Below are 13,725 nucleotides of genomic sequence, written 5' to 3' on the forward strand. Positions count from 1 at the left end.
CCGCGCAGAGTAGCGTCTCGACGGCGCGCTGGAGCGTGCACCGCTCGCGCCGTACCGTCGGCGGTATGAGGGCGATGATCGTCAAGGAGCTCCGGGAGCTCGTCCGTGACCGGCGCACCCTGGGTCTGCTGATCGCGCTGCCCCTGCTCCTGCTCGTGATCTTCGGGTACGCCGCGAACTTCTACGTCTCGACGGTCGAGACCGCGGTGGTCGGCCCGCAGGCCGAGCAGGTGGCCGGCACCCTCCCGGACTTCTTCGACGTCACGACGACCGCGCCGACCGACGACGAGGCCGACGCGCGCGACATGCTCCGGGACAACGCCGTGGACGTCGCGATCGTCACCGGCGCCGGCACGCCGAAGGCGCTGGTGGACGGCTCCAACCTGTTCGCCGCGCAGTCCGCGCTCGCGGAGCTCGCGCGCGTGGGCGCCGGCTCCGGGACGCCCGTCACGACCGAGGTCCTCTACAACCCCGACCTGGAGACGTCGTGGGTCATGGTGCCCGCGATCATCGGGCTGATCCTCACGTTCATCGGCACGATCATCACGAGCATCGGCCTGGTGCGCGAGCGCGAGGCGGGCACCTTGGAACAGCTCGCCGTGATGCCCATCGCGCCGAGCACCGTGATCCTCGGCAAGATCGCGCCGTACTTCCTCCTCGCCGCCGCGGACATGATCGTCGTGACCGTGCTCGGGGTGCTGCTGTTCGACGTGCCGTTCACCGGCAACGTCCTCACGTTCGCCCTCGGGGCCGCGATCTTCCTCTTCGTCGTCCTGGGCATCGGCGTGTTCATCTCCACGATCTCGCAGACCGCCGGGCAGGCGATCCAGAGCGCGTTCTTCGTCCTCATGCCCCAGATCCTGCTGTCGGGCATGATCTTCCCCCTGGACGCCATGGCCGCCGGCGTGCGGTGGATCGGCTATCTCCTGCCCCTCACCTACTTCACGATCATCTCCCAGGGGGTCATGCTGCGCGGCGCCACGTTCGGGTCCCTGTGGTGGGCGTTCGCCGTGCTCGCCGTCATGGCCGTCGTCATCTTCTCGGCCGCGACCCTGCGGTTCCGTCGGGACCTCGCCCCCGAGCGGCGCGTCCGGGACGCCCCCGGCAGGGCAGCCGAGTCCGGGCGGGGCGCGGCATGAGCTACGGCGTCACGTCCGTCAGCGTGTCCTTCGGCGAGCGGCGCGCGCTCCAGCACGTCACGGTGGAGGTGCCCGCCGGCCAGGTCGTCGCGGTCGTCGGCGGCGACGGCGCCGGCAAGACGACGCTGCTGCGGACCCTCGTGCGGCAGGTCGTCCCCGACTCCGGGCACGTCAGCTCCCCGGAGAAGGCGCAGCTGGGGTTCCTCCCTGCCTCGTCCGGGAGCTGGGCAGCCCTCACCGTGGCGCAGAACATCGACTTCGTGGGCGGGGTCTACGGGCTCACCGGGGCGGCGCTGGAGACCCGGCGCACCACCCTGCTGGCCGGCGCCGGCCTGACCGGGGCGTCCGACCGGCTCGCCTCCCGGCTCTCGGGAGGGATGCGCCGCAAGCTCGGGTTCTGCCTGGCCGTCGTGCACGAGCCGAGGCTCGTCGTCCTCGACGAGCCGAGCACGGGCGTCGACCCCGTCAGCCGCGTCGACCTGTGGCGGCTCGTCTCGCAGGCCGCGGCCTCAGGGGCGGCCGTCGTCCTGTCCACGACGTACCTCGACGAGGCGGAGCGGGCGGGGCACCTCGTCGTCCTCGACGAGGGCCGGGTGCTCGTCCAGGGCTCGTACGACGACGTCCGTGCCGGCTTCCGTGGCACCGTCACCCGGGGCCGCGTCGCGCGGCGCCCGGCCTGGTCGTGGCGTCGCGGCAGGGAGCGGCACGAGTACTGGCCCGGCGCGGCCGCCCCGCCGGACCTGCCGGTCGTGGAGCCCGACCTGGAGGACATCGTCATCGCGCTCTCCCTCGTGCGGCGCTCACCCCAGGAGGTCCTCGGATGACCGACCCCGTCCTCGTGGCCCGGCGCGTGACGCGCCGATTCGGGTCGTTCCCCGCCGTCGACGACGTCTCGATCCGCGTCGGGGCGGGCGAGGTCGTGGGACTGCTCGGGGCGAACGGTGCCGGCAAGACGACCCTCATGCGGATGCTGCTCGGGCTCCTGCCGGTGACGGCGGGGAGCGTGCAGATGCTCGGCGGTCCGCCGAACCGCGGCCGCCGTCGTCGCATCGGCTACCTGCCGCAGAACCTCGGCCTGTACACGGACATGACGCTGCGGGAGAACCTCGACTTCGTCGGCGCCACGTACGGCACCGGTGCCGCGCGGCTCCCGGACGATCTCGCGGGCGACTCCGACGTCCTCGTCGGCGCTCTGCCCCTCGGCACGCAACGCCGGGCGGCGTTCGTGGCTGCCCTGTCCCACCGCCCGGCGGCCGTCCTGCTCGACGAGCCGACGTCCGGCGTCGACGCGCTCGCCCGCGCCCGGCTCTGGGACACGATCCGAGAGCAGTCCGACCACGGCGTAGGTGTGCTCGTCACCACGCACTACATGCAGGAGGCGCAGCAGTGCGACCGGCTCCTGCTGATGTCGCAGGGACGGCTCGTCGCACAGGGCAACGAGCGCGACATCATCGGTGACACGCGCGCGCTCGCCGTGCGGACCGACGACTGGGCGACCGCGTTCTCCGCGCTCGACCGCGCGGGGCTCCCGGTGACCCTCGACGGCCGGTCGGTGCGTGTCGCGGACTCGAGCGTCGAGAGCGTCCGTACCGCCCTCGCGGGCACGGGGACCGAAGCGCGCGTCGAGCCCGTGCCCGCGACGATCGAGGAGCGCATGCTCGTCCTGGCCCGTGGGGGGACCTGAGGCCGGACGGTCACCGCCACGTCCGGCCGACGGTCGTCGCCGCACCGCGTCCGGAGCCCGGCCCGGCGCACGGGGCGCCGGGCCGGACCGCTCGGGACGTCAGGCGGAGGCGCGCTCCGCCGCGTCGACGACGTTCGCGAGGAGCATCGCGCGCGTCATCGGGCCGACCCCGCCGGGGTTCGGCGAGATCCAGCCGGCGACCTCGGCGACGTCGGGCGCGGCGTCCCCGACGACGCGGCTCTTGCCGGTCTCCGGGTCGACCTCGCGCGAGACGCCGACGTCGATCACGACGGCGCCGGGCTTCACCATGTCGCGCGTGACGATCCCGCGGACGCCCGCGGCCGCGACGACGACGTCGGCGCGGCGCACGAGCGCGGGGAGGTCCGTCGTGCCGGTGTGCGTCAGCGTCACGGTCGCGTTGACCGCGCGCCGCGTGAGCAGCAGGCCGATCGAGCGGCCGACAGTGACGCCGCGCCCCACGACCACGACCTCCTTGCCCGCGAGGGAGATGCCGTGCCGCTCGACGAGCTCGATGATCCCGCGCGGCGTGCACGGGAGCGGCGACGTGACCTCCTCGTTGACGCGCAGCACGAGCCGGCCGAGGTTGGTCGGGTGCAGCCCGTCCGCGTCCTTGGCCGGGTCGATGAGCTCGAGCACGCGGTTCGTGTCGATGCCCCGCGGGAGCGGGAGCTGCACGATGTACCCCGTGCAGGCCGGGTCCTCGTTGAGGCGTCGGACGGCGGCCTCGATCTCCTCCTGCGTCGCGTCGCCCGGGAGGTCCTCCCGGATCGACGCGAGCCCGACCTCCGCGCAGTCGCGGTGCTTGCCCGCGACGTACCACTGCGACCCCGGGTCGTCGCCGACGAGGAGCGTGCCCAGACCGGGCACGACGCCCTTCTCCGCGAGGACCGCGAGGCGGTCCTTGAGCTCCGCCTTGATCGCGGCGGCGGTGGCCTTGCCGTCGAGGATCCGGGCGGTCACTGCTGGAGGCCCGGGTACAGCGGGAAGTCGGCCGTGAGCTTCTGCACGCGGGCGCGCAGCGCGTCGGCGTCGGTCGCGGCGCCCTCGCGCAACGCGGTCGCGATGATCTCGGCGACCTCGGTGAACTCGGCGTCGCCGAAGCCGCGGGTCGCGAGCGCCGGCGTGCCGATGCGCAGGCCGGACGTCACGCGCGGCGGGCGCGGGTCGAACGGCACGGCGTTGCGGTTCACGGTGATGCCGACCTCGTGCAGGAGGTCCTCGGCCTGCTGGCCGTCGAGCGCCGAGTGGCGCAGGTCGACGAGGACGAGGTGCACGTCGGTGCCGCCCGTGAGGACCGAGACGCCGGCCTCGGCGACGTCGGCCTGGGTCAGGCGGTCCGCGATGATGCTCGCGCCGCGCAGGGTGCGCTCCTGGCGGTCGCGGAAGCCGTCCGTGGCCGCGACCTTGAACGACACGGCCTTGGCCGCGACGACGTGCATGAGCGGGCCGCCCTGCTGGCCCGGGAACACGGCCGAGTCGATCTTCTTGGCGTACTCCTCCTTGCTGAGGATGAAGCCGGAGCGGGGGCCGCCGATCGTCTTGTGGACCGTGGAGGAGACGACGTCCGCGTACGGCACCGGGGACGGGTGCAGGCCCGCGGCCACGAGGCCCGCGAAGTGCGCCATGTCCACCCACAGCTTCGCGCCGGCCTCGTCCGCGATCTCGCGGAACGCCGCGAAGTCGAGGTGGCGCGGGTACGCGGACCAGCCGGCGATGATGACGTCGGGGCGGGTCTCGAGGGCCTGCTTGCGGACCTCGTCCATCTCGACGCGGTACGACTGCGGGTCCACGCCGTAGGCGGAGACGTCGTAGAGCTTGCCGGAGAAGTTGATCTTCATGCCGTGCGTGAGGTGGCCGCCGTGGGCCAGCTCGAGGCCGAGGATCCGGTCGCCCTTGTTGATGAGCGCGTGCAGGACGGCTGCGTTCGCCTGGGCGCCCGAGTGCGGCTGGACGTTGACGTGCTCCGCGCCGAACAGCGACTTGGCGCGGGCGATCGCGAGGTTCTCCGCGATGTCGACCTGCTCGCAGCCGCCGTAGTAGCGGCGGCCCGGGTAGCCCTCGGCGTACTTGTTGGTGAGCACGGAGCCCTGCGCCTGCAGGACGGCGCGCGGGACGAAGTTCTCGGACGCGATCATCTCGAGGGTGTCGCGCTGGCGCGCGAGCTCCCCGTCGAGGACGGCCGCGATCTCGGGGTCGAGCTCGGCAAGCGGGGTGTCGAGGACGTTGTCGGCTGGCTGGGCGCTCATGGCGTCTCCTCCGCGGGTGTCTGGCAGTCGTCGTCGGTGGTCACGTTCCCGGCTCGCCGGGTACGCCCCACCAGGGGGTGACCCGGGGCCCAGGCGAACGACCCGTCGTCTGCACAGCGTGCCGCTCCCCGGTGGTGATCCACCATCCCCCGGCCCACGGCTCGTGCGGGGCACGAGGCGTCGGGGCGGGTTGCGCCAGTCGCGACGCGATCGATCCTAACCCACGCCCCCGGGCGGCGGGAGCCCTCCGGGACGCACGCCGTCGGGCACCCCCGTGCGGAGGTGCCCGACGGCGCGACGCCCGCGCGGGCGGTCAGCGCAGGGCCGCGCGGCGCTTGCTGACGATGTCGAACGCGACGGCGGCGAGCAGGACCAGGCCCTTGATCGCCTGCTGCCACGCGGCGTCGACGGCCATGATCGACAGGCCCATGTTGAGCACGCCCATGATGAGCGCACCGATCATGGCGCCCGAGATGCGACCGACGCCGCCCGTGACCGCGGTCCCGCCGATGAAGCACGCGGCGATCGCGTCGAGCTCGTAGTTGACGCCCGCGCCCGCGACGCCGGCCCCGGCGCGCGACGTCGTGATGACCGCGGCGACCGCGGCGAGCACGCCCATGTTGACGAAGATGCCGAAGTCGACGCGCTTGGCGCTGACCCCCGAGAGGACGGCGGCGTGGCGGTTGCCGCCGATCGCGTAGACGTGGCGGCCGAACACGCTGCGGTTGAGGACGAACGAGTACGCGATGATCAGCGCGCCGACGATGAGGAGCACGATCGGCGTGCCGCCCGCGCTCAGCGCGAGCCAGTACGTGACGACCCCGATGAGCAGGGCCGCGACGACGACCTTGACGACGTAGGCCGACATCGGCTCGACCGAGAGCCCGTGCTTGCGCAGCGCGGTCCGCGAGCGCCACTGCGCGACGGCGAACGCGACGATGCCGATCGCCCCGACGCACAGCGTGACGACGTCGAGGTCGCCGACGAACCCGAACCAGTTGGGCAGGGAACCGTTGCTGATCGCCTTGAAGCCGCCGGGCAGCCCCGCGACGGTCGTGCCGACGAGGACGATCGCGAGCCCGCGGAAGACGAGCATCCCGGCGAGCGTCACGATGAACGCGGGGATGCCGACGTAGGCGACCCAGAAGCCCTGCCAGACGCCGACGAGCGCCCCCACGACGAGCGAGAGCAGCACGGCGACGAGCCAGGGCAGCTCCCACTGCGTCATCATGATGGCGCACAGCCCGCCGACGAAGGCCACGACGGACCCGACGGACAGGTCGATGTGCCCGGCCACGATCACCATGACCATGCCGATCGCGAGCACCATGACGTAGGCGTTCTGCTGCACGAGGCTCGCGACGTTGTTGGGGTAGAGCAGGCGCCCGTCGGTGAGCACCTGGAAGAGCAGGACGATGACTAGCAGAGCCGCGACGATGCCGTACTGGCGGACGTTGCGGCCGAGGTACTCCCTTACGGCGTTCATCGGACGGTGACTCCCTTGTCCATGGTCATGTAGTGCATGAGGGTCTCCTGCGTCGCCTCGGCGCGGGCGACCTCGCCCGTGATCCGCCCCTGGCTCATCGCGTAGATGCGGTCGCAGATCCCGAGGAGCTCGGGCAGCTCGGACGAGATCACGAGGACGGCCTTGCCCGCGTCGGCGAGCGCGTTGACGATCGAGTAGATCTCGTACTTGGCGCCGACGTCGATCCCGCGCGTGGGCTCGTCGAGGATGAGGACGTCGGGGTCGGAGAAGACCCACTTGCCGAGCACGACCTTCTGCTGGTTCCCGCCGGAGAGCTTGCCCACGAGGGACTCCACCGTGGGCGACTTGATCCCGAAGTCGCGGCGGTAGCGCTCCGCGACCGTGACCTCCTCCTCGCGCTGCACGACGCCCCAGCGCGCGACCTTGCCGAGCGCGGACGCGGAGATGTTCTCGCGGATGGTCTGGATGAGGTTGAGCCCGTAGCGCTTGCGGTCCTCGGTCGCGTACGCGAGCCCGTGCGAGATCGCCTCGGCGACCGTGCGGGTGCGCACGGGGACGCCGTCCTTGTAGACGGTCCCGGAGATGCGCGTGCCGTACGCGTGCCCGAACACGCTCATGGCGAGCTCGGTGCGGCCCGCGCCCATGAGGCCGGCGAGCCCGACGATCTCGCCCGCGTGCACCGTGAGGTTCGCGTGGTCGACGACGACGCGCTCGGTGTCGACGGGGTGGTGCGCCGTCCAGTCCTCGATCCGCAGGACCTCGGCCCCGACCGACGGCTCGCGCGCCGGGAACCGGCTCTCGAGCGCGCGCCCGACCATCCCGCGGATGATCCGGTCCTCGCTCACGGGCTCGTCGCCGTGCAGGTCGAGCGTCTCGATCGTGCGCCCGTCGCGCAGGATCGTCACGCGGTCCGCGATCGCGGCGATCTCGTTGAGCTTGTGGGAGATGATGATCGAGGTGATGCCGGCCTCGCGGAACTGGTCGATGAGGCCGAGCAGGTGCGCGCTGTCCTCGTCGTTGAGCGCCGCCGTCGGCTCGTCGAGGATGAGCAGGTCGACGCGCTTGGACAGCGCCTTGGCGATCTCGACGAGCTGCTGTTTGCCGACCCCGATGTCCGCCGCGAGCGTCGCGGGGCTCTCGGCGAGCCCCACCCGCTCCAGCAGGAGGGCCGCCTCCGCGGCCGTCCGGTTCCAGTCGACGACGCCGCCGCTCGCCTTCTCGTTGCCGAGGAAGATGTTCTCGGCGATCGAGAGGAACGGGACGAGCGCGAGCTCCTGGTGGATGATGACGACGCCGCGCGCCTCGCTGTCCCGGATCCCCCGGAACTCGCAGGGCCGGCCGTCCAGGAGGACGTCGCCCGTGTACGAGCCGTGCGGGTACACCCCGGACAGGATCTTCATGAGGGTCGACTTGCCGGCCCCGTTCTCCCCGCAGATCGCGTGCACCTCGCCGCGACGCACCTCGAGCGTCACGTCCTGCAGCGCCTTGACCCCGGGGAACTCCTTGCTGATGGCGTGCATCTCGAGGATGTTCCCCGTCTCGAGCACGTTCTCGAGAACCATCCCAGCTCCTGTCTGGTCCGCGGGCGGGTCGACGACGCCGCCCGGCGTTCGGGTGGTCCCGCCCGGCCCCACGGGTGGTCGTGGGGCCGGGCGGGCGGGCGGGGCGGCGCGCGGCAGCCCCGCCCCGGTCACAGACCGAGCTGCTCGGCGGTGTAGAAGCCCGACCCGACGAGCCGGTCCTCGACCATGTCGGCCGTGACGACCTCCGGCGGGAGCAGGTACGAGGGCACGACCTTGGCGCCGTTGTCGTACGTCTCGGTGTCGTTGACCTCGACCTCGCCGCCCTCGACGATCTGCTGGACCATCGTGGCGACCTGGTCGCCGAGCGTGCGCGTGTCCTTCCACACCGTCATGGACTGCTTGCCCGCGAGCATGTTCTTCACGTTCGCCTCGTCGGCGTCCTGCCCCGTGACGATCGGCCAGTCCTCCGGCGTGTAGGCCGCGCCCTCGAGCGCCTGCTCGACGCCCAGCGCGAGCGAGTCGTTCGGGGACAGGACGACGTCGACCTTCTTGTCCGTGTAGAACGAGTTGAGCCGGTTCTCCATCTCCGACTGCGCCTTCGCGGACTCCCAGCCCTGGATGCCGATCGACGCCCAGTCGTCGGCCGTCGCGGGCGCCTTGCCGGACGGGACGACGAGCTGGCCCGACTCGACGTAGGGGCTCAGCACGTCCCACGCGCCCTTGAAGAAGAACTTCGCGTTGTTGTCGTCGGGCGAGCCGGAGAACGGCTCGAGGTTGAACGGCCCGGCGCCGCCCTCGAGGCCCAGCTGGTCGACGATGAACTGGCCCTGGAGCGTGCCGACGAGCTCGTTGTCGAACGTCGCGTAGTAGTCGACGTGCTCGGAGCCGTTGATGAGGCGGTCGTACGCGATGACCGGGACGTCGTTCTCGGCCGCCTGGTCGAGCACCGGGCCGAGCGCGGTGCCGTCGATCGAGGCGATGACGAGCACGTCGGCGCCCTGGTTGATCATGTTCTGGAGCTGCGTGATCTGCTGGTCGACCTTGTTGTCGGCGTACTGCAGCGTCGTCTCGAACCCGGCCTCCTGGAGCAGGCCCTCGAGGTGCTCGCCGTCGTTGTTCCAGCGCTCGAGGCTGCGGGTCGGCATCGCGATGCCGACGAGGGTCTCCCCCGCGTCGGCGGTCGTCTCGCCGTCACCCGACTCGCTCGCCCGCTCCGCGCTGCACGCGGCGAGCGAACCGGCCAGGAGTGCGGTCCCCGCGAGCGCGGCGACCCTTCTGCGCAAGGACGTCATCGTCGTTCCCTCTCGTCGTCGAAGGCCGTGCCCCCGTTCCCGGGCGGCACGACGGGCCGTGGCTCTCGTGCGGGCGTCCGACGTCGGACGGGACCGCTTCCACGGGCACGGCAGGGAACGTAGCCAGGGTTGAGTTCGACAGTCAAGCGCTAGGTGGCCACCTTTACCGAATTGTGTTCGAGGCTCTAACTCATCGGGTGAGCCGCGCTCCGAGCCGTCCGGGAACGGGTCGAGCGTGTAATCTGCGGCCTGTGAACAGCGACCGGTCCACCCCCGGATCGCAGACCTCCCTCCGAGAAGCGAACCGACTCCGGATCGTCGACGCGATCCGTCGCTACGGAGGGCTGACCCAGGTCGAGCTCGCGGAGGCGACGGGGCTCTCGACGGCGACCGTGTCGACGATCGTCAAGGAGCTCACGGGCGCCGGGGTCGTCGACACGCGCCCCGCGTCCCGCTCCGGGCGCCGCGCGCAGATGGTCACGCTGGCCCGGCGGCTCGGCGTGGTGGCCGCTGTCCAGTTCGGTCGCCGTCGCCTCACCGTGGCACTCGGGGACCCGAACCGCGAGATCCTCGCCGAGCAGCACATGCCCCTGCCCGTCGACCACCGCCTCGACACGGGCCTGGACCGTGCCGCGCTGCTCGTCGTCGAGCTGCTCGAGCGCGTCGGGGCCTCCATGGACGAGCTGCTGACCGTCGGCGTCGCCCTGCCCGCCCCCGTCGACGAGGACACCGGCATGATCTCGGTGCGCGGCGTCCTGCGCGGGTGGGACGACGTCCACGTGGGCCAGGTGCTCGCCAAGCGCCTGGCCCGGCCCGTGCTGGTCGACAACGACGCCAACCTCGCGGCGCTCGCCGAGCACCAGCTCGGCGCGACCCGGGGGTACCGCGACTCGATCTTCGTGCGCGCGTCGTACGGCACGGGCGCCGGCATCGTCCTCGGGGGCCGGCTCCACCGCGGCTACGCCGGCACCGCGGGCGAGATCGGCCACGTCCAGGTGGACCCCTCCGGACCCATCTGCCGGTGCGGCAACCGGGGGTGCCTGGAGACCGTCGTCGGCTCCGACGCCCTGCTCGCGCTCGTCCGCACGAGCCACGGGGAGCTCACCCTGAACGACCTGGTCCAGGAGGCGCTCGACGGCGATCCCGGCTGCCGGCGCGTCGTCGCCGACGCGGGGGACCGCATCGGCGCCGTGGTCGCCGCCCTCGCGACCGCGCTCAACCCCCGGGCCGTCGTCGTGGGCGGCGAGCTCGCCGCGACCGGTGACGTGCTCCTCGACCCGCTGCGCGAGTCGATGCGCCGCCACCTCGTGCCCAACACCATCGCCCCGGTCGAGGTCCTCGCCTCCGACCTCGGCGCCCGCGCCGAGATCCTCGGCGCGCTCGCCCTCGCGCTCGCCGCGACCGACCTGGCCAACGACGGCCTCGCGGTCGCGCCCTCCCCCTCCACCGAAGGTGACCCGTCGTGACCTCCACCCCCGCCCCGCCGGCGCTCGCGCTGCACGGCATCGACAAGTCCTTCGGCGCCGTCCAGGCGCTCAGCGGCGTCGAGCTCGAGATCCACCGCCACGAGGTCGTGGCGCTCGTCGGCGACAACGGCGCCGGGAAGTCGACGCTCGCGAAGATCGTCGCGGGCGTGCTGACCCCGGACGCCGGCATGATCGAGTCCGACGGCGTGCCCGTCACCATCCCGAGCCCCGTGGCCGCGCACGCCCTCGGGATCGCGACCGTCTTCCAGGACCTCGCGCTGTGCGACAACCTCGACGTCGTGTCGAACCTCTACCTGGGGCGCGAGCTGCGCCGCGGTCGCGGGCTCGACGAGGTCACCATGGAGGAGACCGCGCGCCGCGTGCTCGGTGACCTCAACGCGCGCGTGCCGTCGGTGCGGGTGCCGGTCTCGACGCTCTCCGGCGGGCAGCGTCAGAGCGTCGCGATCGCGCGCACGCTGCTCGGCGAGCCGCGGATCGTCGTGCTCGACGAGCCGACCGCGGCGCTCTCGGTCGCGCAGTCCGCGGAGGTCCTCACGCACATCCAGCGGCTGCGCGACATGGGGCACGCGGTCATCCTCATCAGCCACAACATGACCGACGTGCGCGCCGTCGCCGACCGCGTCGAGGTGCTGCGCCACGGACGCAACAACGGCAGCTTCTCCGGTCCCGGCGCGAGCTACGAGGAGATCATCGCCGCGATCACCGGGGCGACGACCGGCGCCGGCGGCTCGCGCGACCGGGTGAGCGCCGGACCCTTCGGCCCGCGGGCCTGAGGGCCCCGCGCGGCCCGTCAGGCGCGGGGCTCGTCGCCCACCTCGGCGGCGCCGAGGATGCGGCGCAGGTAGGTGTAGGTGAGGTCGCCCGCCGCCTTGTCGTACTGCTCCTCGTAGCCGTGCTTGGTGTACATGGCGAGGTTCTGCTTGGAGTCCTTGCCCGTGAAGACCCAGATCTCGGTGGTCTGCTCCGGCAGGTACGGCAGCACCTCGAAGAGCATCTGCGTGCCGATGCCGCGTCCCTGCATGTCGGGTGCCACGGCGAGCCGTCCGAGGGTCGCCTTGGTCTCCTCGATCTCGACGCGGACGGAGCCGACGAGGCGCGGGCCGAGCCAGGCGCCGATCGTCACGACGTCCTCGCGCGCGAGGTCCTCGCGCAGCTCGTGGAGGGTCTGGGTCAGCGGGGGGATGTTCGGGTCCTGGTACAGCTGCGCCTCGGTGACGAACGCCGCCCGGCGCAGGGTCAGGAGCTCACCTGCCTCGGCGTCGGTGACGAGGCGGGTCGTGATCTGCGCGTCGCTCATGGGCTCATGGTGTCAGACATCCGCGCGCGGTACCGCGGCGTCCCGGGTGATGTCGGGCGCCCCCGTCCGCGGGCGGGACGACGGCCGCACCCGTCGGGGTGCGCGACTACCCTCTGTGGGGTGTCCACGACTGACCCCGGCGTCGCGCCCCGCGCGACCGACGCCCCCGCTGCGCAGCCCCCGACCGACGACCCCACGCACTGGGTCCTCACGCTCTCGTGCCCCGACGGTCCGGGGATCGTGCACGCGGTCGCGGGGGCCCTCGCGCGCCTCGGCGGCAACATCACCGAGTCGCAGCAGTTCGGCGACCCGCTCTCGGGGCTGTTCTTCATGCGCGTCCAGGTCACGGCGGCCGCGTCGCGCGACGCGATCGAGCACGCCGTCGGCGAGGTCGCGGCGCGCTTCGCGATGACGTGGCAGCTCGACGTCGTGGGGCGCCGGGTGCGCACCCTGCTCATGGTCTCGAAGGCGCCGCACTGCCTCGTCGACCTGCTCTACCGCGAGCGCTCGCAGGGCATGCCGATCGACGTCGTCGGCGTCGTCGGCAACCACCGGGACCTCGAGGACATCGCGACCTTCTACGGCAAGCCGTTCCACCACGTGCCCGTGACCCGCGACACCAAGGCCGAGGCGGAGTCCCGGCTGCGCGCGCTCGTCGACGAGCTCGACGTCGAGCTCGTCGTCCTCGCGCGCTACATGCAGATCCTCTCCGACGACCTGTGCCGCGAGATGCCCGGCCGCATCATCAACATCCACCACTCGTTCCTGCCGAGCTTCAAGGGCGCGCGGCCCTACGCCCAGGCGCACGACCGCGGCGTCAAGCTCATCGGCGCGACCTCGCACTACGTGACCGGCGACCTCGACGAGGGCCCGATCATCGAGCAGGACGTCGAGCGCGTGGACCACTCCCGCCGCGTCGAGGACCTGGTCGCGATCGGCGAGGACGTCGAGCGCCAGACGCTCGCGCGCGCGGTGCGGTGGCACGCCGAGCACCGGGTGCTGCTCGACGGGCACCGCACGGTCGTCTTCCGCTGAGGCCCGGACGGCGGCCGCGCGCGGCCGCCGTCAGAGCGGGAGCTTGAACCCCTCGTGGGACTGCTCGTAGCCGAGCGACCGGTAGAAGCGGTGGGCGTCGTCGCGCCGCTTGTCGGACGTGAGCTGCGCGAGGGTGCAGCCGCGGTCCCGCCCCCACGCGTGGGCCCACGCCATCATGGCCCGGCCGACGCCCTGGCCCCGCAGCCGGCGGTCCACGCGCACCGCCTCGACCAGCAGCCGGGAGGCTCCGCGGCGGGAGATGCCCGGGACCACGGTGAGCTGCATGGTGCCCACGACCTCGCCGTCACGCTCCACGACGACCAGGGCATTGTTCGGGTCCGCGTCGATCGCGCTGAACGCCGCCTCGTGCTCCGGGCCGACGTCGCCGGTGCGGTCGCGGGCGATCGCGTCGTCGGCGATGAGCTCGACCACGCGAGGCAGGTCGGCGGCGACGGCCGCGCGGAAGGCGAGACCCGCCGTCGGGCGGACGGCGGGCCGGGGCGAGGTGGTCACGG

Annotated in this window: 13 protein-coding genes and 1 riboswitch; of the genes, 6 read left to right on the forward strand and 7 right to left on the reverse strand. The window is 72.5% G+C overall.

What is annotated here, in order from left to right; all coding sequences use genetic code 11:
* Positions 1–65: 65 nt before the first annotated feature.
* Genes B9L22_RS00600 through B9L22_RS00610 form a run of 3 tightly spaced genes read left to right on the forward strand, consistent with a single transcriptional unit; the run spans position 66 to position 2,823 of the window.
* Complete coding sequence (locus tag B9L22_RS00600; RefSeq protein WP_086148888.1) at positions 66–1,139, forward strand: ABC transporter permease; 1,074 nt, start codon at positions 66–68, stop codon at positions 1,137–1,139.
* On the forward strand, positions 1,136–1,963 hold the full coding sequence (locus B9L22_RS00605; RefSeq protein WP_086148889.1) for an ABC transporter ATP-binding protein: 828 nt from the start codon (positions 1,136–1,138) through the stop codon (positions 1,961–1,963). The genes B9L22_RS00600 and B9L22_RS00605 overlap by 4 nt, the downstream gene beginning before the upstream one ends.
* Entirely contained in the window at positions 1,960–2,823 is an 864-nt protein-coding gene (locus B9L22_RS00610; protein WP_086148890.1) for an ABC transporter ATP-binding protein, read from the forward strand. The genes B9L22_RS00605 and B9L22_RS00610 overlap by 4 nt, the downstream gene beginning before the upstream one ends.
* Positions 2,824–2,922: 99 nt before the next feature.
* Here B9L22_RS00610 and B9L22_RS00615 read toward each other — a convergent pair whose 3' ends face one another.
* The 5 genes from B9L22_RS00615 to chvE form a co-directional block, all read right to left on the reverse strand.
* Positions 2,923–3,804, reverse strand: coding sequence for a bifunctional methylenetetrahydrofolate dehydrogenase/methenyltetrahydrofolate cyclohydrolase (locus B9L22_RS00615; RefSeq protein ID WP_086148891.1), 882 nt, complete (start codon positions 3,802–3,804; stop codon positions 2,923–2,925).
* Positions 3,801–5,090, reverse strand: coding sequence for a serine hydroxymethyltransferase (gene glyA / locus B9L22_RS00620; RefSeq protein WP_021482754.1), 1,290 nt, complete (start codon positions 5,088–5,090; stop codon positions 3,801–3,803). The genes B9L22_RS00615 and glyA overlap by 4 nt, the downstream gene beginning before the upstream one ends.
* Before the next feature lie 80 nt (positions 5,091–5,170).
* A riboswitch (ZMP/ZTP riboswitch) is annotated at positions 5,171–5,303 on the reverse strand.
* A 100-nt stretch (positions 5,304–5,403) separates the two neighbouring features.
* The gene (gene mmsB, locus B9L22_RS00625; RefSeq protein WP_021482570.1) at positions 5,404–6,576 is read right to left on the reverse strand and encodes a multiple monosaccharide ABC transporter permease; all 1,173 of its coding nucleotides are present in this window, start codon (positions 6,574–6,576) and stop codon (positions 5,404–5,406) included.
* A complete protein-coding gene (gene mmsA, locus B9L22_RS00630; protein ID WP_021482571.1) occupies positions 6,573–8,138 on the reverse strand; it encodes a multiple monosaccharide ABC transporter ATP-binding protein in 1,566 nt (521 codons plus the stop codon). The genes mmsB and mmsA overlap by 4 nt, the downstream gene beginning before the upstream one ends.
* Before the next feature lie 128 nt (positions 8,139–8,266).
* Positions 8,267–9,391 carry a multiple monosaccharide ABC transporter substrate-binding protein gene (chvE, locus tag B9L22_RS00635; RefSeq protein WP_086148892.1) on the reverse strand — a complete coding sequence of 375 codons (1,125 nt, stop codon included), beginning with the start codon at positions 9,389–9,391 and terminating at the stop codon, positions 8,267–8,269.
* A gap of 251 nt (positions 9,392–9,642) precedes the next feature.
* On the opposite strand from chvE, the gene B9L22_RS00640 reads away from it, so the two are divergent.
* The gene (locus B9L22_RS00640; RefSeq protein ID WP_086148893.1) at positions 9,643–10,857 is read left to right on the forward strand and encodes an ROK family transcriptional regulator; all 1,215 of its coding nucleotides are present in this window, start codon (positions 9,643–9,645) and stop codon (positions 10,855–10,857) included.
* A complete protein-coding gene (locus tag B9L22_RS00645) occupies positions 10,854–11,651 on the forward strand; it encodes an ATP-binding cassette domain-containing protein (protein ID WP_086148894.1) in 798 nt (265 codons plus the stop codon). Before B9L22_RS00640 ends, B9L22_RS00645 begins: the two co-directional genes overlap by 4 nt.
* 17 nt (positions 11,652–11,668) lie before the next feature.
* Here the strand turns inward: B9L22_RS00645 and B9L22_RS00650 are convergent, their stop codons facing one another.
* The gene (locus tag B9L22_RS00650) at positions 11,669–12,175 is read right to left on the reverse strand and encodes a GNAT family N-acetyltransferase (protein ID WP_021481782.1); all 507 of its coding nucleotides are present in this window, start codon (positions 12,173–12,175) and stop codon (positions 11,669–11,671) included.
* Positions 12,176–12,295: 120 nt separating this feature from the next.
* Between B9L22_RS00650 and purU the strand changes: the two genes are divergently transcribed.
* Positions 12,296–13,210 carry a formyltetrahydrofolate deformylase gene (gene purU, locus B9L22_RS00655; RefSeq protein WP_086148895.1) on the forward strand — a complete coding sequence of 305 codons (915 nt, stop codon included), beginning with the start codon at positions 12,296–12,298 and terminating at the stop codon, positions 13,208–13,210.
* Between the two features lie 30 nt (positions 13,211–13,240).
* Here purU and B9L22_RS00660 read toward each other — a convergent pair whose 3' ends face one another.
* Positions 13,241–13,723 (reverse strand): GNAT family N-acetyltransferase, encoded by a 483-nt coding sequence (locus tag B9L22_RS00660; protein WP_086148896.1) that lies wholly within the window; start codon positions 13,721–13,723, stop codon positions 13,241–13,243.
* Between the last annotated feature and the right edge of the window lie 2 nt (positions 13,724–13,725).

Source organism: Cellulosimicrobium sp. KWT-B (genome assembly GCF_002127155.1).
In the GTDB taxonomy this organism is placed as follows: Bacteria; Actinomycetota; Actinomycetes; order Actinomycetales; family Cellulomonadaceae; genus Cellulosimicrobium; species Cellulosimicrobium funkei.